Here is a 22,670-nt window from a genome sequence, read left to right as displayed (position 1 = left end):
ATGCCGATTTCCAACATAACAGGGGTCGATTTTTTTCGCCGGATAACAGGGGAAAATCATGTCGCATCGCTGCTCTATCAATTGTGCATCGGGTCGATCAGGATCGTTATTCCGATATTGATTGGGGCGAGTCTCCAATCCGCTTGAGGGGGCCCGGGCATGAAGGATTTGAACGGGGAGGACTGGACCAAGGTCCAGGCTCTGTTTGACGAGTTGATCGACCTCAAGCCGGAGGAACGCGACAAGCGGCTGCGTCGCTCGAAGGTCTCACCAGACCTTCTCGCGCATGTGACCTCCCTGCTCGACGCCGCGTCGAGCGACGGCATCTTCGAAATGTCGCCCCCTGACCTCTCCCTGCCCGACCCGGCAACGGGGTATAGCTCGCTTGCCGCCGGCGAGGAGATCGGCGCCTTCACCATCGACCGGCTGATCGGGCGCGGTGGCATGGGTGAAGTCTATCTCGCACACCGGACCAGTACGGATTTCGAACAGCGTGTCGCACTCAAGATGCTGCGCGCCGAGGCGGCCGAGCAGGGCGGATTGTTCGACCGTGAACGTCGTGTGCTTGCGCGGCTCGAGCATCGCGGCATCGCCCGGCTGATCGACGGCGGCATCGGCCCCGATGGCCGCCCCTATATGGCGATGGAATATGTCGAAGGCGAACCGATCGACGCCTGGTGCCGGCGCACGGGGGCCGATCTGGACACACGGCTCAGGCTGTTCCGCGAGATTTGCGATGCGGTCGGCTATGCCCATGCAAATCTGGTGATCCACCGCGATCTCAAACCATCGAATATCCTGATCGACACCGCCGGGCGCGTCCGTCTGCTCGATTTTGGCATCGCGCGACTGCTCGATGACAGCGCCGCGGCGCCCATGGCGACTCAAGCGATCCTGACGCCCGACTATGCTGCGCCGGAACAGCTCGGCGGGGGCACGGCGACGGTCGCGGCGGATGTCTATGCGCTCGGCGTGATCCTGTTCGAGCTGGTGACCGGGGCCGGGCCCTGGCACCGCGAAGGCGCATCTGTTCCCTCGATCATCCGCCGGGTGCTGCACGAGGATCCCCCGCTGCCGAGCAAGACGGCGGACCGCGTCGGTGCACCGATCGCCAGCGGCCGGATCGCCGGCGATCTCGACGCGATCATTCTCAAGGCAATGCGACGCTCTCCACAGGAACGCTACCGCGGCGCGATCGATCTGGCGGACGACCTCCGGCGCCATCAGGAACTGCGCCCGGTCCAGGCGCGTGCCGGTTCGACCCGCTATATGGTCGGGCGTTTCGTGCGACGGTATCGCTGGGCGGTGACGGCAAGCGCCGCGGCGATCGTCGCGATCCTGGTCGGCGCGGGTGGTATCGCCTGGCAGGCGCGGCAGACCGCGATCGAGCGCGATGTGGCGCTGGACGAGGCGCGACGCTCCGATGCGATCAACCGGATGCTCACCGTCATGTTCCGGGACACCGCGGAAACCGATGCCGGGGCGGACGCGACGGTGAAGCAGATGCTCGACAAGACCGCCGAGCGGCTGGTCGGCTCGCTCGACAACAGCGCGCGATCGGCGACGCTGATCACTACGTTGTCGGACCTCTACGTCAATCTGGAGGATGCGGCGGGCGCTGACGTATTGCTGCGTCGCGCGCTGGCGCGGGGGATCGGTGGCAACGACGCCGTCGCGACCGCGGAGATCAAGCTCCGCCTCGCCTCTTCGGCCGCCGCGATGAACAAGTCGGACGACATGGCGCCATTGCTTGATGCCGCCGATGCCGTGTTCCGCACCGACCCTGCGCGCTTCCGCACCGAACGGCTGGAGGTGATCGGCGGTCGTGCGCAACTTGCCCGCCGTGGAGGCGACTATGACAGCGCAATCCGGCTGCTTGCGGACGCGATGCCGGAGGCGGATCGGGTCTATGTGGAGAATCACCGCGACCTGCTGACGCTCTACAACAATCTGCTCGTCTATATGGTCGAGGCCAATCGGCTCGATGCGATGCCCGCGGTTTTCGCCCAGGCCGACGCTGCGCTGAAACGCACCGGGCTGGAGAAAAGCACGCAGGGGCTGGCGATCATGCAGCTCAAGGGAATCAGGCTTCTGAAGCTGGACGAGGTTGCCCGGGCCGAGGTGATCTTCGAGCGCGTCGCCGCGCAGCGCAAGTCCGTGTTCGGTCCGTCGGCAGGCCTCGCGGCCGACCTGGGTGCACTCGGCCGGGCCAAGCTTGCGCTCGGCAAGTTCGACGAGGCGCGGCGCGTTCTGGCCGAAGCACGCCCCATCGCAACCGAGTATGTGGGACAAGGGGCCCTGTCCACGCTCGTCATCGGACTTGGGCTGGCCGAGGCGATGGCTGAAACCGGCGATGTCACGAGCGCGGACAAGGTGGTGGGCGAAGTCGCCCCTTTGGTGACGGCGATCGCTAAACCCGGGCTGCCGCATGCCATGCTCGCGCGCACCCAGGCGATCGTCCGGCTGAAGCAGGGGCGTCTGGACGAGGCGAGCGCGGCGCTCGATCGTTCCGAGGCGATCATCAGGGCGATGGGGCCGGCCGGAGCCGCCAATCTGAAGGGCTTTCCGCCGATCCGCGCACGCATCGCCAGCGCGCGCTAGTCGGTTACCATCTCGCGATAGATCAGCGCGCGCGCTTGAGTCCACCAGCGCCTTACCGTGCGATCGCTGACGCCAAGCACGGCCGCGGTCTCGCGTTCGTCCAGCCCGGCGAAGAAGCGGCAATCGACCACCTGCGCAAGATTGGGATCGAGTTCGGAAAGCTGCTTCAGCGCGTCCCCCAGCCGGACGACCTGCGCATCCTCCGGTATGGCGGCGGCAAGCGTATCCAGGCTTTGAGTGAAAGAATAGGTCGGAGCATCGCGCTTGGACGCCAGCCGAGCTCGCGCCGCGTCGATCAGGATGTGCCGGATGGCGGTGGCGGCGCAGCCCAGAAAGTGCGTCCGACTTTCCCAACCGTCGCGCTTGTGCAGCTTGAGATAGGCTTCGTTGATCAACGCGGTGGTCTGCAGCGTCTGGCGGCCACCGGCACGAAAATGTTCGCGTCGCGCAATGCTGTGCAATTCGTCATATAGCGATGCGACCAGGTCGCCCGAGGTGACGGAGGTTTGATCGCCTGAAGGTGCGTCCGGTTTGATCGGTCTTCCCCGCCTTGCCTGAAGCCTGGAACCCAGTGCGCATTTTATGGGCGCGGCATGGGGTGGATGGCAAGCGCGATTGGGCCGCGCTCCGGCAAACGCCAGCGCGGCCCAATCGACCGCGCTACTTCCGCGTCCTGGTGGATCCGGGTGCCGCCGCGACCTTCTCCGCCGCCTCCATCACGCGCAGGATGTTGCCGCCCGCCAGCTTGGCGATATTCGCATCGCTCCAGCCGCGCCGCATCAGCTCGGCCATCAGCTGCGGATAGGTCGCGACATCGCCCAGCCCGTCGGGCAATTCGTTGCCGGTACCGTCGAAATCCGACCCGATACCGACATGGTCCGGCCCGGCGACCTTGGCGATATGCTCGATATGATCGGCCACCTGCGCCAGCGTCACGCGCGGAGCAGGATGATCCTTCTCCCATTGAGCGAGCGCCGACTTCGCCTTGTCCGGCTGGCCGATATAGAGACCGCCAAAGGGTGGTGCATTGAGCCGCGTCCGCTCAGCCCCGCGATCCGCTGACCAGCGCCGATAGGCATCGGAGACATAGCTCGGCGCATAATTGACCATCACTACGCCGCCATTCGCCGCGACCAGCTTGAGCACATCGTCCGACACGTTGCGCGGATGATCGTCGAGCGCCCGCGCGCCCGAATGCGAATAGATCACCGGTGCCTTCGACACGCGCAGCGCATCGCGCATCGTCGCTTCGCTCACATGGCTCAGATCGACCAGCATCCCGAGCCGATTCAGCTCGCGCACCACCTCTTCGCCGAACGCGGTCAGGCCGTCATGTTTGGGATCGTCGGTCGCCGAGTCCGCCCAGTCGATGGTCAGCGAATGGGTCAGCGTCAGATAGCCAGCACCCAGGTCATGATACGTACGCAGCACCGACAGGCTGCCGTCGATCTGGCCGCCGCCCTCGACCCCGATCATCGAGGCGATGCGGCCACTGCGCTGGATGCGCCGCACGTCGTCCGCGGTTCGGGCGAGCGCGAAGGTCTCCGGATAGCGCGCGGCAAGCTGGTGAACAAAGTCGATCTGCTCGAGCGTCTCCTTGACCTGCTCCGGCCCGGGCAGATTGGCCGAGACATAGACCGACCAGAACTGGCCGCCGACCATACCCTTGCGCAGCCGTTCGATATCGGTGTTGTATGGCTGGGGCTTGCGGTCGAGCCCGCGGCGCAGATCGATCGTCCAACGCCCCTCGCCTTCGCGCTCGCGCAGCGTCTCCGGCCAGTCGTTATGACCGTCGATGATCGGCGTCGCCTTGAGCACGCGCGCTACCCGCGCCTCCTCATCCTGCGCATGAGCGGGAACGGTGAACGCCAGCAGCGCGACCGATGCGAACAGGCCCGTGGCCTTCATGATCCGGCTCATTTCGCGGCAGCCACCGGTGCGAAGAGAAGATCCTGATAGTCGTAACTGAAATCCGCAATCGGAGAGACCGGCTTCATCGTGACACGCTCCACTTTACCTTCGGCATCGAGACCGAAAGTGACATAGGCCGGTTCGATTGTCTTGTCGTCAAAACGCGTGACGAACGTATCATATTGCCAATGGTCGAGCCGCCCGCCCATTCGCGGGGTCGATTTGAAATCGATCGTCAAGCCGCCCTTGCCCTCCGCGACCTCGATATTGCCGTACCAGGGATCGGCGAAAATGCCGGTGTAGCGCGTCAGGGCGAGCGAGGGGCCGACCTTGGCCGGCGTGGCCGCGCTGGCCTTGAACATCTCAAGCCCCTTGGCGACACGGCTCTTCTTGTAGGTCGAATATTTCGCCGGCCAGTCCGCCGCCGGTGCGCCGAGATAATGATCGAGCAGCTCGTACATCAGGCCCTGGAGCAATTCGCCGTCCTCGCTGTTGATCTCGATCGCAAAGCCGACATTCTTTTCGGGCAGCAACACCACCATGGTCTGGAACCCGAACACCGCGCCGCCGTGCGAGACGATCTTCGCGCCGCGATAATCCTGTATGTCCCAGCCGAGCGCATAGCTGTGGAACTTGGCCTCGGTCGGTTTCAGATAGTCGGGCCGTACCGCGATCGGCTGCAGCGTGACCGGATTCCACATCTCCTTCGCCTGCGCTTCGCTGTACAATTGCCCGCCACCCGGCAGCTTGCCGTGCGCGAGCTGGATCGCGAGCCATTTCGCCATGTCGGTCGGACTGACCGCGAGCCCGCCCGCCGGCGCGGCGTTGCGCGCCAGGCCGTCGCGTTCGTTGAGCACTTCCTGCTCGCCGGCGCCGCGCAATCCGCTGCTCATCCGCGCATGCGGCTGGGCGCGATCGGCGGTGGCGAAGAAGCTGTCATCGTCGCTGGTCGACACGGTCATGCCCGCCGGCTTCAGCACATGCTCGACGACATATTTCTCCCAGGTCTGGCCCGACACCGACTCGATCAGCTGGCCGGCGACCATGTAGAGGACATTGTCATAGGCGAAGCCGTCGCGGAAACTGGTCGCCGGCTTGATATGGCGCAACCGCTTCACCGCCTCGGCGCGCGACAGATTGCTGCGCGGCACGAACAGCAGATCGCCCGCGCCCAGCCCGAGCCCGCTGCGATGGACCAGCAGGTCGCGGATCGTCATCTCGCGCGTGACCCAGGAATCATACATCTGGAAGCCGGGCAGGCGGTCGATCACCTTGTCGTCCCAGCCGATCTTGCCGGCATCGACCAGGGTGGCGAGCGCCGCGACCGTGAAGGCCTTGCCGGTCGATCCAGTCGGGAAGATCGTGTTCGGCGTCACCGGATCGTTCGACCCGAGCTTCTTCTCGCCCCAGCCGCGCGCGAGCACGGTCTTGCCATTCTCGACAATGGCGATCGCCATGCCGGGCACGCCGACCGTCTTGCGCAGCGTTTCGACGCGTGTCTCGAAACCCTTGGGCGGCGCTGCCCAGAGCGGCGTGGCGAGCTGAGTTGACGTCAGCGCCAGAGCAAGTGCGAAACGGTTCATTGGGCCTCCGGGGCTGGGTTGCCGCCACGCCACAGTCGGAAGACGCCAAGCGTCATCAGCGGCAGGACATAGACGGCGAGGAACACATAGGCGAGCGCGCGGTAGCCCTTGGCGATCAGGGTCACGAGCCCGAACCGGTCGGCGACCAGCATGCACAGGACAAGCAGCGCGATCGCAATCACGAGCCGCCCGCCATTGCCGAGCGCCGTACCGCGCCGGACGCGCCAGGCCTTGGCGATGCGCTCGTTTACGGCATGGACCGCGCCGGTACCGCTTTCGAGCAGGGCGGAGAAGATCATCAGCTGGAACAGCAGATGGAACACCGGATTGCCAAGCTGAGTCAGCAGATAATCCGACGGCAACACTTCGGCACCAATCTGCGGATAAAAGGCGATCATGCACACGAAGAAGATGATCGCCGGGATCATCGCCAATGGCCCGGCGACGAGTCCCGCGACCACTGCGTCGCGGTCGCTGGTCATGTGCCGCAGCACCGGCAGGATCACCACCGCGCCAATGATGTTGTAGCCGGCATAGGTCAGCCCGCCGAGCGCCCAGCCGTCGGACACCGCCGGGATGGCGAAACCGGTGGCGATGCGGTCGCCGAACCCGGCCAGCGCCAGGACCAGGAACAGCGCATAGACGCCGTAAAGCAGGAACGAGACATATTTGAACAGCTGCTCGACCGCCGTGTTGCCGTAGCCGGCAAAGATCGCGATGCCCGCCATCAGCGCCAGCGTGCCGGCGATCGGCGGCAGTCCCAGCGCGGCATGGCCGATCGCGCCCGCTGCTGCGCCGAACACGGCGAGGATCAGCACCAGAAACAGGAAATAACCCAGTTCGAACACCACCCAGCCGCGACCGAGCAGGGCTTCGAAGAAGCTGCTGTAATCGCGCGCGCCGGTGCGCCGCGCGAACAGGAACGTGGTCGCGGCGACCACGCTCCACACCAGCATCGCCAGCACCATACCGGCAAGGCCGCCCCATGGACCGCTGGGCAGAAAAAACTCTGCAAGCTCGCGGCCCGTCGCGTAACCGCCGCCGATGATCACCGCCTTGAAAGCGAAACCGGGCAGCAGGAACCGCTGGAACCAGCTCGATCCCGTCCTGGGTGCAACCTGGCTCATGCGAGGCAGGCGTCGATAAGGCGCTCGAACGCGGCGCCCCCGCGGATCGGATCGGCGACCGGCAGACCGAGCCTATCGGATTCGGCCGCGATCAGAGCCGCGGCGGTCTCGGTACCGAGCGCGCCGGTGTTGAGGCTCACCCCGGCGCAGCGGATCGCCGGGTTGGTCAGGCGGCCAAGCGCCACCGTCTCGGCAATCACCGTCTCGATCGACGGCAGGGTAAAGCCCGGATGACCTAGCATCGCGGTACGGCCGGGCTCATGGCAAACGACGAACAGATCGGGCTGGCTGCCGTGCAGCAAGCCGAGTGTCACCGCGGCATAGGCCGGGTGGAACAGCGAACCCTGCCCCTCGATCACGTCCCAGTGATCGGCCGGTGCATCGGGGCTGAGCAGTTCGGCCGCGCCGGCGAGGAAATCCGACACCACCGCATCCATCGGGATGCCGCCGCCGGCTATCATGATCCCGGTCTGGCCGGTGGCGCGGAAATCAGCATTGACGCCGCGTGCCCGAAAGGCGCGCGCAATGGCCAGCGCAGTGTATTTCTTGCCCAGTGCGCAATCGGTACCGACGGTCAACAGCCTTTTGCCACCGCGTTTCGCCCCCGTACCGACACGGATGCCCGCCGGCGGCGTACGCACGTCGATCAATTCACGCCCAAGGCGTTCAGCGGCATTGCGTAGAACCGGCATGTCGCCAAGCTTCATATGCATCCCGCTGACCAGGTCCAGTCCGGCCTCTAGCGCTTCGATCAGACCGGCGACCCAGCTGTCCGGGATCACTCCGCCGGCATTGGCGACACCGATGATCATCGCGCGCGCGCCGCGCAGCCGCGCCTCGGCCGGGGAGAGGCGCGGCAGGCCGGTCGAGACGGTCGCGCCGGCGAGCGCATATTCGCCGACACAGGCATCACCCGCCCAGTCGCGCAGGCCGAAAGCGGTCTTGGCATAGCCGGTTATGGTCGTGTCCCCGAGGAACAGGAGATAGGACTTTGGCAAGCCCCCGACGCACGCTCGCGGGGTTCGCGCAGTGCGCTTGAATGTGACATGGTACCGCCGATCAGAAGGAGAAGCCGAGCGTAGCGCCGACCGTACGCGGCCGGATCGGCGATGCTGCCACCGCCGTGCCGGGCCGCGTGCCAAAGCCCGCAAGATTGTTGAAACCGCGCTCATTGGTGAGATTCTTGGCATAGGCGGTGACGGTGAATGAGCCGAAATCGACGCCCGCGCGCAAATCGACGGTCTGGTAACCGTCGAGCTGCAGCCGGCGCCCGAACGCAGCACGATAGCCCGTGTCGAAATCGGCGGCTTGGTCGCCGATCAACCGGATGTTGCCGCCGACGAACGCCCTGGCGCTTCCCGACAACCTCCATTCGTAATCGGCGCTGAGATTCGCGTTCCATTTCGGCGAGAAGGGCAGCCGGTCGCCATCGAAACCGCCGGTCACCGCCGGCGTATCGTCGGTCAGGTTGGCGTCGTTATAGGCGGTGTTGAGCACCACGGTGAACCCGGCGGTCGGGCGGATCGTCGCCGTCACCTCGGCGCCGTAACTGCGCGCCTTCTTGCCATTGTCGTTCGCGCCAATCTGCCCGACTGCGCTGTCGAAGGCGCCGAACACCAATATGTCCTTCCAGTCGAGATAATAGACCGACGCATCAATCCCGAAAGTGCGATCCGCTGTCTCGGCCCGGATGCCGGCTTCATAGCTGATCAGCGTGTCGGCCTTGAAAGTGACCGGAAAATCAGGACCGGAGCCCGGCGGTACGACGTTCGGGCCGCCGGGGCGATACCCCTTGGCGACACGGGCATAGATCGACGCATGATCATTCAGTTCGAAGCGCGGCGAGACCGACCAGGTAAAGACATTCTCCTTGGACTTGCCACTCGAGATAAACGGAATGAACGGAATGCCGACCAGCGGGAGGTACGCGCCATCCTGGATCTGCACCGAGCGCTGGTCATTATGGCTGTAGCGTCCGCCGGCAGTGATGTCGAAACGGGACGAGACGTGCCAGGTCGCGCTGCCGAACGCCGCATATTCCTTGTAGACCGAGTCGAGTGACGCAGTGAGGAATTCACGGAAATCGGTCCCGCCGACCGTCAGTTTAGGATCGATGAAAGCCTTGCTGCCCAGCACAAATGGAGCGTAGCGCTGGAACAGATTGACAGTCTCTCGCGTGTAATAGCCGCCGATCAGCCATTCGAAACTGTCGGAATCCGCTGAAGCGAGACGCAGCTCCTGGGTGAATTTCTTCTGCTTGATATCCGCTTGCAGGACGATGCCGAGCGGCGTGGTGACATTGGCAAACGCCGCATAGACGCCGCTGACCGTGTCCCCCAGGACGACCGTATTGTCGATCACCCGGCGCTGGTCGAGAATGCCGTAGCTGGTCACCGAGGTCAGGTTGGCAACGCCGAAATCATAATTCAGCGTACCGTTATAGAGCCGGTAATCGACCTTGCTGCTGTCAGGATAGGATTCCGCCCGCGTCATCCGGCCGACCGTCAGCGGCCTCGAGGTCAGCGGATCGGCGTCGAACGATGAGGGCGAGTTGGCGCGGATGTTCTGCGCGACCGCGGTCAGGCGCACTGACAATTCATCGACTGGCTGGAACAGCAGCGAGGCACGACCGCCATAAGCCTCGGAATCGTTGATGTTCTCACCGGCACGGCCGGTCGCGTCGATAAAGCCGGCATTCTTGCGATAGAAACCACTGGCGCGCAGCGCGAGCGTCTTGCCCAGCGGCACATTGATCACCGCATTGCCGAGATAGCCGGTACCGCCATCATCGATCGTCTCGACGCCGGCCTGGCCGCGCACCTCGAAAGTGTCGAGCTTGGGTGCATTGGTCACGAACTTGAGCACGCCGCCGAGCGAATTGGCGCCGTAAAGCGTCCCCTGCGGGCCGCGCAGCACCTCGACCCGTGCCAGATCGAACGTGTCGAAATCGCCCGCCAAGACTGCGGCATTGCCAAGGCTCGAACTCGACCCGAACGGCGTTTCGTCGACATAGATACCGACGGTCGAGCCGACCGATCCGGTGTTGATGCCGCGCAGGACGACGCGCGCTTCGCCGGGATTGCTTTGCTGGATGGTGAGACCGGGAACGAGCGCAGCATAGTCGACGAAGCTGGTCGCCTTTTGCCGATCGAGCGTGTCGCCGCCGAGCACCGAGATCGACTGGGGGATTTCGAACAATGTCTGTTCGCGCTTCTGCGCCGTGACGATGATGTCGTCATTGTCCGGCTCCCTGGTCGTATCCCCGGTTGCCGGCCCCTGTTGCGCGATTGCCGGCGCCGCGATCAGGAAAAGCGAAAGCGCGGTGGTGGCACCGAGCATCTTTCTTATGTTGGTCATGACCTTCTCCCCCTTGATGACGTTCGGACCGTCTTTGCGGCCTTTGTTATTTCCACACCGCGCCGAGCAGCCGGTGGAAATTGCCACCCAGCAGCTGCGCGATATTGGCGTCGGACCAGCCGCGCCGGATCAGCTCCTCGGTCAGGTCGAACATCTTCATCGGGTGGTCGAACCCTTCGATGTCGATCTTCTCGCGAAAGGCGTAGCTTGCCTTGTAGCTCGCCTTGAGCGCGGCATATTGATCCGGCGGCATGTCGTCATAGCCGTTGAGATCGGCGTCCGACCCGATGCCGACATGATCGATGCCGATCAGCTTCACGACATGGTCGATATGGTCGACCATGTCGGACAGCGTCGTCGGATCCGTTGCCTTGACGAACATGCGCACGCCGCTGATCCCCATCACGCCATCGGTCTTGCCGAGCGCGAGGATCGCTTCGTCGGTCTTGGCGCGCGGGTGATTGCACAAGGCGCGGCAGTTCGAATGGGTGATCGCGATCGGCTGCTTCGACAATTTGATCGCGTCGAGCGTGGTGCGGTCGCCGCTGTGCGAGACATCGACCAGCATGCCGGCCGAGTTCATCGCCGTGATGATCGCTTCGCCAAAATCGCTGATCCCGCCATCGACCCGGTCGGTGCTGCCCGATCCGATCAAATTCTGCGTGTTGTAGGTGAGCTGAGCGCAGCGCAGCCCCAGGCGGTAGAAGAGCAGTACATCCTCCGGCGCGCCGAATTGCTCGGCATTCTGGAGGCCCATGATCATGCCGATCTTGCGCTCCTTCTTGGCGCGCTCGAGATCCTTGATACTGCCGACCAGCGAGAAGAGATCGCTGTTGCGCCCGGCGAACCCCTGCCACGAGGCGAGGAAGGTCAGCGCTTCCTCGCGTGCCTGCGGACCGCCGATCCCGATGGCATTATGGAAACCGGTGATACCGCAACTGCGGAAATCGGCGACCTGCTGCGCGGTCAGCGGGCGCGAAAAGACGTCGGGCGCGAAATCGATCTTGGGCACCGCCAGCATGTCTACGACCAGAGTCTTTTCGATGATGTCGAGCGTGCGCTTCGAATAGCGTTTCGCCGAGCCCGGTGCGGCGGCAAAGCTGCCGGCATTGATCATCGGGAAGCCGAGCGCGGTCCCCGCGACCGCGCCAGTGATCGCGCTGCGCAAAACCGTGCGACGATTTGGCGTGGGCAGGTCGGTCATTCGGATCCCCTCTTCATTATATTTATCCGATCTGGGACACTATTGTCCTGATCAGAGAATTGTCAACGTTATTTGCCTGTCCATGTCGGATCGACACTGCGCACCGGCTGATCGAGCAGCCGCAACAGCACCGCCGCAGCGACCGCAATCGCCGCGAGCAAGGCGAAGAAGGAAGCGTGACCGGTTCGGCTCCACAACATGCCGACCAGGCCAGCGGACAGGCTCCCGCTGAAGATCGCAAGATACCAGGCCGCAACGGTGGTCGCACCGAGCCGTGGCGGGGCAAGCCGTGCGAACAGTCCGAGCCCGGTCGGCAGGATGAACAATTCGCCAAGCGTGAAGATCGCGAAGAACAGCACGAACCACAGCCAGTCTGCGCGCGCGCCGCCGCCGCTCCATTCGACCAGCGCGAGCAGCAGATAGGCGCCCGCAACGATCATCGCGCCGAGCGCCATGCGCCGCGCTGGCGCGGTGTCGCGCCCGGCATCGGCACGGCGGCGCCAATAAGCGAGCAAGGGTGGGGTCATCAGCATCACCATCAACGGGTTGAGCGACTGGAACCAGGTCATCGGGATCGAGACACTGCCCAGAGATCGATCGACACCGGTATCGGCCCAGAGCGAAACGGTATTGCCGACCTGTTCATAGGCGCCACGGAACACGGTCACCGACAAGGCGATGGCGAGCAGCACCAGAAAAGTACGCTTGTGCTCGGCCCAGCGCGTCGCCGGCAGATCCTGGGTCGGCACGCGCGGCGCTTCGGGCGGAAGGTAGCGCTGCCCCTTCACATAGATGATCAGGCCGAGCAGCATGCCGATCCCGGCCGCGCCGAAACCATAATGCCAGCCATAGACTTCGCCGAGCGTGCCGCAGATCAAAGGCGCCAGGAATCCGCCGATGTTCACGCCGACATAATAGACATTATAGGCCCAGCTGCGGCGCGGATCGCCCGCCTTGTACAGATCGTTGATCTGGCTCGGCAGGCTCGGCAGGAACAGGCCGTTGCCCAGCGCGATCGTGGCCAGCGCGACATAGAAAAGCGGTTCGAACGCCATCATGAAATGGCCGGCCGCCATGATGCTGGCGCCGATGATCACCGCGCGGCGCTTGCCGAGCAGGCGGTCGGCGATCACCCCGCCGATGATCGGCGTGAAATAGGCGCAGGCGGTATAGGCGCCATAGACGAAGGAGGAATGCCCCTGCCCCAGCAGCAGCTGCTTGGTCATGTAATAGACCAGCAGCGCGCGCATGCCGTAATAGGAGAATTGTTCCCACATATTGGTCAGGAACAGCACGGTCAGTCCGCGCGGCTGACCGAACCAGCTTGGCTCCGCTCCCGTTGCGGGCCCTGTATCTGTCACGCCGTGACGACCGCTTCAGCGCCCCATACAGCGGCCGGACACCAAGCGGTTCCGTCGCGATAGACCATGCCCGGGGAACGATCCTGCTTCAGGAAGATCGGCCCGTCGAGATCATTGAGGTCGCAGACCTGGCCGAGCACGAAGCCGGGCGCCATACCCAGGCTCGTGCAGACCATGTTCCCGACCATCACGCCGAGCCCCGCCTCGCGTGCGGCGGCGGCAATCAGCAGCCCCTCGGTCAGGCCGCCACACTTGTCGAGCTTGATGTTGAACACATCGAAACGACCGACCAGCCCGGCGACATCTGCGAGCGTCAGCGCGCTTTCGTCCGCCGCGATCGGGATCGGCGAGCGATAGCCGTCAAGATCGGCTTCGCGGCCGCGCGCGAGCGGCTGTTCGATCAGCGACACATTGGCGGCAACCATCGCTGCGACCAGTGCATCGAGATCGCCGATCCTGAAGCCCTGATTGCCGTCGACACCGAGCCATACATCGGGCCGGGCCGCGCGGATCGCCGTGACCCGCGCAATGTCGAGATCGAGTTCGCCGGTCAGCTTGATCTTGATCGAGCGGGCGTGATCGAACGCCCGGGCGCCCTCTGCCATCTTTGCCGGATCGTCGGCGCCGAGGGTGAAGGTAGTGACCAGCGGCCGCGGTGCATCGAGTCCGGCCAACGCCCAGACGGGCTTGTCCGTCTGCTTCGACTCAAGTTCCCACAACGCTGCATCGAGTGCGTTGCGCGCTCCGCCGGCAGGGAGGATGCCGCGCAACTCGTCGCGCGACACCCCCGCTTCAATCGCCGCTCGCGCGCCTTCGATCGCGGCGCGCATCGCCGGCACGTCGTCGCCGAGATAATAAACGCCCGAAGCCTCGCCCCGTCCCTGATGATCGCCGTCGTCCAGAGTGACGACGATCACGTCCGCCGTATCGAACACATAGCCCGAGATGCGGAAAGGGGCGGCAAGCCGGAGCGTTTCATTGACGACCGAGAGTCGAAGCCTGGCCATCAGAAGTTCACCGTCATCGCGATCAGGCCGAAGACCCAGGCGACGTAGAACACAGTGAGCGTCGCGATCAGCAGCAGCACCGACCAGAGCTTGCTGAACCAGCCGCGTTTGCCCTGCCAGTTGATCCACAGGTTCCAGCCCGCCAGCAACACGCCGCCAACAAAGGCGATCGCGCCGAAGATCTGGAGCAGCCACAACATGCCATCGGAGGACGAGCTGAGGTTGGAAATATCCCCCATCAGCTTGGTCATGCCGACCATCCAGCCGATCAGCGCGGCCAGAACCAGCCCGGCGCCGATGCGGACGCCGCGATAGGCCTGGCGCGCGCGCCCTTCGAGGACGAGCGGCGCCTTGTAACGGCGACGGATCAGCGCGGCGATCGGCCATTGCAGCAGGGTCAGCGCGAGCACGCCGAGGCTGGCATAGAGCAACGGCATGATCCAGGTGGCGGATTGCGAGGCGGGCGCACGATCGAAGACCATGAAGGGCGACACCCCATCGAAGCTCCAGCGCACGACCTTGCCGTCCACGACCTTGGCCGCCAGACGCTCATGCCCGCCGACCTGACGCCATACGAACGGGGCGATCTCGATCCATTTCGACGGCACGCCGTTCAGGTCATGCACCATCGGCACCACCAGATTGCCCCTTCCGTCGATGCTGATAGCAACCTGGCCGATGAGATTGGTGATCGCCATGAAGCTGGTTTCCTGACGGCGGCTGTTGAGCCAGTTGCCGACCATCAGCTTGGCGTGCTCGGCAGACGTCTTTGCATCGACCTTGCCGTCGGCCGGCGCGATCGAAGGGAGATAGCGGTCAGCGAAATCCTCGAACATCGCACCGCGCAGCCCGCCGACCGCACCGTTCTTTCCGGCGCTGTTGAATGAGACGTAGAAGCCGATATTTTCTTTCATGAACAAGTGCAGCGAGGTGTGGAAAACGGTGGTGTCGCCAAGATGGGCGATGACCTGCCGTCCGTTGACGTTGGTTTCGAAGAAGCCGAGCTCCATGCGGTTGAGCGGCGGCAGGACGCTCAGCGGCGAATCGTGCATCAGGCGTGCGGTTTCCGGCTTCATCAGCCCGGCGCCCTGATTGAGATGCGCAACCATGAAACGCGCCATGTCGGTGCCCGGCGAAGCCAGGCTGCCGGCAGGTGCGGGCCCGACAATCTCATATTTGACCGGGTCGGCCGAGGCCTGCGGATAGCCTGTCGCCATCAGCGGCACGAGTTGCGCCGGCAAGGGCTGGCGGAAGGTCGAGTGCGACATGCCGAGCGGCTTGAAGATGTGCTGATCGACATAATCGTCGAACGACTGGCCGCTCACGCGCTCGACGATGTAGCCAGCCAGTGCGGTGGCGTAGTTCGAATAGGAGGGCGTCGTGCCTGGCGTGTAGATGCGGTTGGGAAGCCCTTGCTTCACATAGGTGCCGAGCGAGGTCAGATTCTTCGGATCGAAGAACATGATCTCCTTGCCATGTTCCTCGAACCCGCTGGTGTGCTGCATGATCTCACGCATCGTGACGGGCTTGCCGTCCTTCAGCGGTATCTTGAAATCGATATATTTATTCACATCCGCGTCGAGATCGATCTTGCCTGCCTCGACCTGCTGCATGACCGCAGTCCAGGTGAACAGCTTCGACACCGAGCCGGGCCGGAACAGGGTGAGATCGGGATCGACCGGTTTGCGCTTCGCGATATCGGCATAACCGAAGCCGCGCTTGGTCACGATCTGGCCGTCCTTGACCACGACCACCACTGCGCCGGCAATGTCACCGGTCTTGAGCGCGTACGGCATATAGCCGTCGAGCCAGCTGTCCAGATCCTGCTTGGTCAGCGGCATCTGGCCTTCGATCAGCGGCTGGGGCGGCGTCACGGCGGCGAGTGGCTTGCCGGCCGGCTGGACGGTTGAGGCCGGCGCCAAGGTGGGCGCGAGCGTGGCGGATTGCTGCGCGACGGTGGTGCCGCCGATCAGCGCCAGCGCGGCGGCAGCGAAGAGTTTGATAGATCGCATTTGGGATCCCCTCATTATCGGCCTTGCCCGCAGTCGGGATTGCTTCGCTGCGGTTGAGCCATTACCCTGACACAAATGTTCTGATTAAGACATGATGATCCTAATCAGAGAATTGTCAATGACCCCGGGAGAGATTGGCACCGCATGGCATCGACCAATCCAACGCTCGGCGCATTGCTCCGGGGCTTGCGCAACCGCGAAGGCTGGACGCTGAAGGAGATGAGCGCGAGAAGCGGCATTCCCGTATCGACGCTGTCCAAGATCGAGCATGACCGCTTGACCCTGACCTATGACAAATTGCTCCAGCTCAGCCAGCGGCTCGGCTTGCGCATGTCGGAGCTGTTCTCGGAATCGACCAGTTCGGGCGAACAGCCGGTCACTGCGCGGCGCAGTATCGGCGACCTGTCACGTGCGGTGCGGGTCGAGACGCCGAACTATGATTATCATTATCTCTGTACCGAATTGCGCCGGAAGCGCATGATCCCGGTCCTCACCACGATCCGCGCCAGGAGCGTCGCCGAATTCGGCGAACTCGTCCATCATTCGGGCGAGGAATATATCTATGTGCTGGAGGGCGGGATCGAGGTTCGCACCGAATTCTACGATCCGGTCACGCTGCAGAAGGGCGAATCCATCTATATCGATTCCAATATGGGCCATGCCTATCTGACGGCGGAAGGTTTCGACCAGGCCGTGGTGCTGGGCGTATGTTCGAGCGCCGACGAGGGGCTGATGGAATCGCTCCTGACGCTGCACGAGGGCGAGATATCGTCATCCGCAGAGGTGGTCGGCTAAGGGTCAAACCCGATCACTGCAGGGTCGATATCGCTCTCGTTACTGAAAAACAGGACGGAACAGGAGCCATAACAGGAGCCGTTTTGATCGACACAGGCGTTTGCACCCGATGCTTCGCGGCCATGAGAAAGAGCGGGACGAAAGCGCCCGGCTGGTGTCTCGTCCGGCCTCACCATGCGGCACCCCCGGATTCTGTTGAATCGCGTCAGGATCGTCAGCGCGCCGTCGGCGACAGGCTCCGAAAGGTCACCGACCAGCGGCGCCGGTCCATCGCGACGATGCTGTGTTCCCACTCATGCCGCGCCGCGCCGTGGAGATGATAGATCGAGCGCCGCGCAAGTGGCAGCGCCGCCCGTTCGAACTTCGTTCCGGCACGCCGGCGCAGTCTCAAGGTCGCGGGCGCTTCGAGCGAGATGCCGACGACATGGTCGAACACCGGGCGGTCGCGGTGCCAGCCGATTCCCGCCCCCGGATCGTAGCGCGTGACCAGCGCCTGGACGAGAGCGTCCGTCGCGAGGCCGGCAAAGTCTGCTGCGCGTTCCCGTAGCGGCAAGAGGCAGCCCGGGATCGGTTCGGTCTGCGCAAAGCTCGCATCCTCGAAATCATAGCGCCAGCCGAAGGATGCGGTCTGCCGTTTGCCCAGCCAGCCCTGGAAGCGAAACGGGATGACCGCAACGCCTTCCAATTGCGCGATCAGCGCCGCTTCCTCCGTCGCCGTCATCACTTCATCGGCATAGGCCAGGCCGGGTGGCAGCGTAGCGCATAGCGGCACGCCGAAAAGATTGCCTTGCATGCCCGCTAGGTCGGGACAGCCACGCCCGAATCCCGTTCGCCCGCCACGGCTTTCTCGCCACGCGAATAGGTGCCGGTCAGCAGGCCGGTGCCCAGCACCCGGTCCTTTAGCGCGTCAAGGATCGCCGACCGGCCGGGGTTCGCGTCGAGCACAGGCGCTTCGGACAGAGCGAACAGCTGAAAGACATAGTCGTGCGCGCCGTGCCCGGTCGGTGGATCGGGCGGCAACCAGCCTTCGACCAGATAGCTGTTGCGCCCGACATCGCGCCCGCGCCCATCGCCGGTGCCGTCGGCCGCGATTTCACCTTCGGCCAGCCTGCGCTCATCCGCCGCGATACCCGAGACGATCGCATGGACCACCGGGTTCAACGCCGGCGCGTCGGGATCCTCGACGATCAGGACGAAACAGGCTGTGCCGGCTGGCGCCGCACCCCAGACGAGCGGCGGCGAGACGCCGACGCCATCAGCGGTGAAGCGCTCGGGCAGGCGCCCGCCACCGGCAAAGGCAGGGCTCGACAGATCGATCTCCGCCCCGACATCGCCAATCTCGGGCGAGACGCAGATCAATTTGGCATGACCGGCACGGACATTGTGCAACAGGCTTCCCAGCCAACCGGGTACATGTTCGAGCATCTTCCTACCTTCATTGCCTAGCGCCCTGACAACCCCCGAACGCCACAGGAGTTGCGCCGGGAATCCGCTGCACCGGGGTGGCCACCGAAACACTGGTGGCCACCCCGGCTCACGGTTCAGGCAGCGCGGAGAAGACCGAGCTGCTGCAACGCGGTGACGCCATCGTCCAGGCCGACTTCCTCGGCGATCCTGCCATTCTCGATCCGCAGGACGGTCGTGCCGGTGAAGCGCATCGTGCGGCCGGACGCGGCCGGGAGCGAGCCGGCCAGGAAGTCACTGAATGCAGGACCGCTATGCGTGCCGCCGCCGATCCAGCGACCGACCACATGGTCGCCCTCCGCAATCAGATCCGCTGCGCCCCCGAATGCGAGATTGGGAAAGGCCGCACGGAAATCGGTCATGAATGCCTTGATATCATCATGGCCGCGACGGGGTTCGTGCAGCGAATAGTGCAGCAGCATATCCGGCGCGGCGAGTTCATCGACGATACCCAGGTCGCAGGTCTCTCCCCAGAATGAGGTGAACCAGCGGCCGACAATGGCCTTGTTATCTTCTTCCTTCGACATGTCATGGAGTCCTTGGTTTGCCAGATCGACGGAGCGGATCTGCAAGCCCCGATTAGGTCGGGCGGCCGAGGCGCGAACCCCGGGCCTTGCGGTCAAATCGCGGCAAGAACTCCCGACATATCGGGCTATTGCGGCTGATAAAATTTCTTCGCATCAATTCCCATTAAAAAAGTGGAAATTATCAGCCTCCCAACGCCGAGGTGATCCATGTCACTCAATCTGTTCGATATCGTCCCCGACTTCACGCAGGACTCCACCATTGGGCCGCTGTCCTTCTACGCCTGGGCGGGCAGCGACTGGGTCGTGCTGTTTTCGCATCCGCGCGACTTCACGCCGGTGTGCACCACCGAACTCGGCACCGTCGCGCGATTGAAGCCGGAGTTCGACCGCCGCGGGGTCAAGGTCGTCGGCCTGTCGGTCGATCCGGTCGACCGACATCATGAATGGGCGATCGATATCGCCGCCACGCAAGGGACCGAAGTCAATTTCCCGCTGATCGCCGACAGCGATCACCGCATCTCGACCCTGCTCGGCCTGATCCATCCCAACGCATCGGACACCGCGACGGTGCGCAGCGTGTTCGTCATCGACGGCGCCAAGCGGGTGCGCCTGACGCTGACCTACCCGGCATCGACCGGCCGCAACTTCCATGAAATCCTGCGCACCATCGACAGCCTGCAGCTGACCGACCGGCACAAGGTCGCAACGCCAGCGGACTGGCAGCAGGGCGACGACGTCATCATCCTGCCGTCGGTCTCGGACGGCGAGGCAAGCACCCTGTTCCCCGGCGGCTGGACCACGCATCGATCCTATCTGCGCACCGTCGCCCAGCCAGCAAAGGTGGACCCATCGTAACGCCGGACGCCGAATAGCCGCGGCTTTCCGGAACATAGCGAAGCCGGCCTGGAGGGCTGGCCGCACTTCATAAAAACAATCTCGAATCGAACAAAGGGACAATTATCGTGACGAACTTCCGGCCGCTTCTCGCCATCGCCGCATCGACGCTGGCACTCACTTATGCTGGCGCCGCCAGCGCCCAGGCCGCCCCAACCGACACGCAGGACGCCACAGCGTCCGGGACGCCCAATGATCAGGGCGACGATCAGGGCGACATCGTCGTCACCGGGACCCGCACCGCAGGGCGCTCGCGGCTCGACAGCACATCGCCGGTTGATGTGCTGAGCGCCGCTACCCTGCAGCGCCAGGGCACCACCGAGCTTGGCGCCTCACTCGCAGCAGTGGTGCCGTCGATCGATTTCCCGCGCTCATCGGCGGTGGACGGCACCGATTCGATCCGCCCGGCCACGCTGCGTGGCCTGTCGCCGGACCAGACACTGGTCCTGATCAACGGCGTTCGCGCGCACACGTCGGCGCTGCTCAACACCAACGGCTCGGTCGGGCGCGGCTCGGCGGCGGTCGATCTCAACACCATTCCGTCGGTCGCGCTCGACCGGATCGAAGTGCTGCGCGATGGCGCGGCGGCGCAATATGGATCGGACGCGATCGCCGGCGTGGTCAATCTGCGCCTGCGCGAGGCGCGCAGCGGCGGCGGCGCGACCGTGACCTATGGGCAGTATATCACTGACGTCGACACGGCGCGCGGCTCGCGCAACGAACATGACGGCGAGACCGTCACCGCATCGGGCTGGCAGGGCATCGCGCTCGGCCAGGACGGCTTCCTCACTCTGTCCGGCGAATATCTCAATCGCAACCCGACCAGCCGCGGCGATTTCGATCCGCGCAAGACGCCGATCCGGGTGCGCTCACGCTTCGGCGACCCCGATGTGGAGCAGTACAGCTTCTACGCCAATGCCGGCGCGCCGGTCGGCGACAATGGCTGGGAATTATACGGGTTCGGCGGCTATCAGCACCGCGACAGCACCAGTGCCGCCACACCGCGCGTCGCCGGCGGCAATCCCGTCAATGCCAGCGCCGACGCCCTGGCCAGCCTTTATCCCGACGGGTTCACCCCGCTGATCAACGTCAAGTCCGAGGATTTCACCGTCGCGGGCGGCCTGCGCGGCGAATTGTCCGGCTGGAAGGTTGATCTCAACCTTTCCTACGGGCGCAACCAGCTGACCATCAACACGCTGAATTCGGGCAACGCCACCTATGGCGCGAACTCGCAGCGGAATTTCTACGACGGCAAGCTGACCTATGATCAGATCGTCGGCGGCATCGATGTGTCGCGCGAGCAGCCGCTGGGCGAAGGCACGATCAACATCGCCTGGGGCGCGGAATATCGCCGCGAAGGTTTCAAGATCGGCGCCGGCGAGCATGCCTCCTATGATCGTGGCCCGCTCAGCGCCAATACCGCGCTCGGCTCGGGGGCCCAGGGCTTTCCCGGATTCCTGCCGTCGAACCGGGTCAATGTGCACCGTGACAATGTGTCCGGCTATCTCGATATCGAGGCGAAGCCCAATGACCGGCTGACCCTGGGCGTTGCGGTGCGTGGCGAAAGCTATTCCGATTTCGGCGAGACCGCGACCGGCAAATTGTCCGCCCGTTACGAATTCGCGCCGTGGCTCGCGGTGCGCGGCACTGCCTCCACCGGGTTCCGCGCTCCATCGTTGCAGCAGCAATATTTCACCTCGACCGCATCGGTCCTGACCGGCGGCGCGATTGTCGAGACTGGCCTGTTCCCGTCGATCAGCCCGGTCGGCGTCGCGCTGGGCGGCAAGCCGTTGCGGGCGGAAAAGGCGCGCAACCTGTCGGCCGGCGTGGTGCTGAAGGCGGGCGGGTTCGACCTGTCGGTCGATGCCTATCACATCAAGATCCGCGACCAGATCGCCTTGTCGGAAAATCTCGGCGGCACGGTGGTCGCGGCATTGCTTGCGGCCAACCCGGATACCAACAATGTGACTGCGGGGCGTTTCTTCCTCAACGGTATCCGCTCGACCACCAAGGGCATCGACGTGGTGGCGCATTATCGCACCAAGACCGACACTATCGGCATTTTCGACCTGACCGTGGCCGGCAATTTCAACGACATCGAGGTGACCCGCGCGCCGGCCCCCGCAACGATCATCGCGCCGCCCAACTCCCCGCCCGGCACACCCGCCAGCGCCACCCTGCCGATCTTCAGCCGGCAGCGGATCATCTCGTTCGAACAGGGCACGCCGCGTACCAAGCTGGTCGGCACGATCGACTGGTCGCTGGGCGATCTCGGCGTGACCGGGCGGGCATCCTATTATGGCGATGTCACGCAGCCAGGCAGCACCGGCTTTGCCGAGGACGATATCCATACCGGTCGCCACACCATCTTCGATCTCGAAGCGCGCTATCAGGTGATCCGGAACGTGAACCTGGCGGTGGGGGCGAACAATCTGTTCGACACCTATCCCGACTATGTGAAGGTCCTGTCGTCGCGCGGCACGCAGCTCAACAGCACCGGCCTGGTCGGCTTCCCCTATTATTCGCCGTTCGGGTTCAACGGCCGCTATCTGTACGCCCGGGTCGGCGTCACCTGGTGATGCGAGGCCGCCCGGCCGAAAGCTGGGCGGCTGCCGGATGCGAGTCGCGACCCTCATCGGACCCGATTTCCGCTGTTCGGCTCGGATAAAAAAAGCGACCCCTGTTAAGTTGGATCGAAAACGTCGATTTTCGCCCTGGTCCCAGTAGCTTGTGCCCTGTTCCGCGGTTTTCGATAACAGGGGTCGAGCCACGCAGGAACAGGGGTGAGCGACCGCTGTTCCCGCCGGAACAGCGGTCCAGAACCGCG

The 22,670-nt window shown here is 64.2% G+C and carries 17 protein-coding genes; 4 read left to right on the top strand and 13 right to left on the bottom strand.

Features of this window, described 5'->3' with window-relative positions; all coding sequences use genetic code 11:
• Window positions 1–159: 159 nt before the first annotated feature.
• Window positions 160–2,601, top strand: a complete 2,442-nt coding sequence (locus H3Z74_RS00570; protein ID WP_187762098.1) for a serine/threonine protein kinase — start codon at window positions 160–162, stop codon at window positions 2,599–2,601.
• On the opposite strand, the gene H3Z74_RS00565 is transcribed toward H3Z74_RS00570, so the two are convergent.
• The 10 genes from H3Z74_RS00565 to H3Z74_RS00520 all read right to left on the bottom strand — a co-directional run bounded on the left by H3Z74_RS00565 (window position 2,598) and on the right by H3Z74_RS00520 (window position 16,163).
• The gene (locus H3Z74_RS00565) at window positions 2,598–3,062 is read right to left on the bottom strand and encodes an ECF-type sigma factor (RefSeq protein ID WP_229726798.1); all 465 of its coding nucleotides are present in this window, start codon (window positions 3,060–3,062) and stop codon (window positions 2,598–2,600) included. The two genes, H3Z74_RS00570 and H3Z74_RS00565, sit on opposite strands and share 4 nt — an antisense overlap.
• A 199-nt stretch (window positions 3,063–3,261) precedes the next feature.
• The gene (locus tag H3Z74_RS00560) at window positions 3,262–4,509 is read right to left on the bottom strand and encodes a dipeptidase (protein ID WP_187762097.1); all 1,248 of its coding nucleotides are present in this window, start codon (window positions 4,507–4,509) and stop codon (window positions 3,262–3,264) included.
• Window positions 4,510–4,517: 8 nt separating this feature from the next.
• Window positions 4,518–6,095 carry a serine hydrolase gene (locus H3Z74_RS00555; RefSeq protein ID WP_187762096.1) on the bottom strand — a complete coding sequence of 526 codons (1,578 nt, stop codon included), beginning with the start codon at window positions 6,093–6,095 and terminating at the stop codon, window positions 4,518–4,520.
• Entirely contained in the window at window positions 6,092–7,222 is a 1,131-nt protein-coding gene (locus H3Z74_RS00550) for a YkvI family membrane protein (RefSeq protein ID WP_187762095.1), read from the bottom strand. Before H3Z74_RS00550 ends, H3Z74_RS00555 begins: the two co-directional genes overlap by 4 nt.
• The gene (locus tag H3Z74_RS00545) at window positions 7,219–8,220 is read right to left on the bottom strand and encodes a DUF1611 domain-containing protein (RefSeq protein WP_229726797.1); all 1,002 of its coding nucleotides are present in this window, start codon (window positions 8,218–8,220) and stop codon (window positions 7,219–7,221) included. The genes H3Z74_RS00550 and H3Z74_RS00545 overlap by 4 nt, the downstream gene beginning before the upstream one ends.
• A gap of 61 nt (window positions 8,221–8,281) precedes the next feature.
• Window positions 8,282–10,579, bottom strand: a complete 2,298-nt coding sequence (locus tag H3Z74_RS00540; RefSeq protein WP_187762093.1) for a TonB-dependent receptor — start codon at window positions 10,577–10,579, stop codon at window positions 8,282–8,284.
• Window positions 10,580–10,625: 46 nt separating this feature from the next.
• Complete coding sequence (locus H3Z74_RS00535; RefSeq protein WP_187762092.1) at window positions 10,626–11,783, bottom strand: dipeptidase; 1,158 nt, start codon at window positions 11,781–11,783, stop codon at window positions 10,626–10,628.
• Window positions 11,784–11,851: 68 nt separating this feature from the next.
• Complete coding sequence (locus H3Z74_RS00530; protein ID WP_187762091.1) at window positions 11,852–13,144, bottom strand: peptide MFS transporter; 1,293 nt, start codon at window positions 13,142–13,144, stop codon at window positions 11,852–11,854.
• Complete coding sequence (locus H3Z74_RS00525) at window positions 13,141–14,151, bottom strand: dipeptide epimerase (RefSeq protein ID WP_187762090.1); 1,011 nt, start codon at window positions 14,149–14,151, stop codon at window positions 13,141–13,143. The genes H3Z74_RS00530 and H3Z74_RS00525 overlap by 4 nt, the downstream gene beginning before the upstream one ends.
• Window positions 14,151–16,163: a serine hydrolase domain-containing protein gene (locus H3Z74_RS00520; RefSeq protein ID WP_187762089.1), complete on the bottom strand. Its 2,013-nt coding sequence runs from the start codon at window positions 16,161–16,163 to the stop codon at window positions 14,151–14,153. Before H3Z74_RS00520 ends, H3Z74_RS00525 begins: the two co-directional genes overlap by 1 nt.
• 144 nt (window positions 16,164–16,307) lie before the next feature.
• Between H3Z74_RS00520 and H3Z74_RS00515 the strand changes: the two genes are divergently transcribed.
• A complete protein-coding gene (locus H3Z74_RS00515; protein WP_187762088.1) occupies window positions 16,308–16,958 on the top strand; it encodes a helix-turn-helix domain-containing protein in 651 nt (216 codons plus the stop codon).
• Window positions 16,959–17,172: 214 nt separating this feature from the next.
• Here H3Z74_RS00515 and H3Z74_RS00510 read toward each other — a convergent pair whose 3' ends face one another.
• From H3Z74_RS00510 to H3Z74_RS00500, 3 genes are all read right to left on the bottom strand, one after another.
• Window positions 17,173–17,751: an alpha-ketoglutarate-dependent dioxygenase AlkB gene (locus tag H3Z74_RS00510; RefSeq protein WP_187762087.1), complete on the bottom strand. Its 579-nt coding sequence runs from the start codon at window positions 17,749–17,751 to the stop codon at window positions 17,173–17,175.
• 5 nt (window positions 17,752–17,756) lie between these two features.
• Window positions 17,757–18,383, bottom strand: a complete 627-nt coding sequence (locus tag H3Z74_RS00505) for a YbhB/YbcL family Raf kinase inhibitor-like protein (RefSeq protein WP_187762086.1) — start codon at window positions 18,381–18,383, stop codon at window positions 17,757–17,759.
• 116 nt (window positions 18,384–18,499) lie between these two features.
• Entirely contained in the window at window positions 18,500–18,949 is a 450-nt protein-coding gene (locus H3Z74_RS00500; RefSeq protein ID WP_187762085.1) for an ester cyclase, read from the bottom strand.
• Window positions 18,950–19,156: 207 nt separating this feature from the next.
• Here H3Z74_RS00500 and H3Z74_RS00495 point away from each other — a divergent pair, with 207 nt between their 5' ends.
• Both H3Z74_RS00495 and H3Z74_RS00490 read left to right on the top strand, forming a co-directional pair.
• Complete coding sequence (locus H3Z74_RS00495) at window positions 19,157–19,804, top strand: peroxiredoxin (RefSeq protein WP_187762084.1); 648 nt, start codon at window positions 19,157–19,159, stop codon at window positions 19,802–19,804.
• Window positions 19,805–19,911: 107 nt separating this feature from the next.
• Window positions 19,912–22,422: a TonB-dependent receptor plug domain-containing protein gene (locus H3Z74_RS00490; RefSeq protein ID WP_187762083.1), complete on the top strand. Its 2,511-nt coding sequence runs from the start codon at window positions 19,912–19,914 to the stop codon at window positions 22,420–22,422.
• The last annotated feature ends 248 nt before the right edge of the window (window positions 22,423–22,670 follow it).

It is taken from the genome of Sphingomonas alpina, from assembly GCF_014490665.1.
Taxonomy (GTDB): Bacteria; Pseudomonadota; Alphaproteobacteria; order Sphingomonadales; family Sphingomonadaceae; genus Sphingomonas; species Sphingomonas alpina.
The sequence above is the reverse complement of the archived record's forward strand: the minus strand, read 5'-3'. Positions and strand labels throughout refer to the sequence as shown.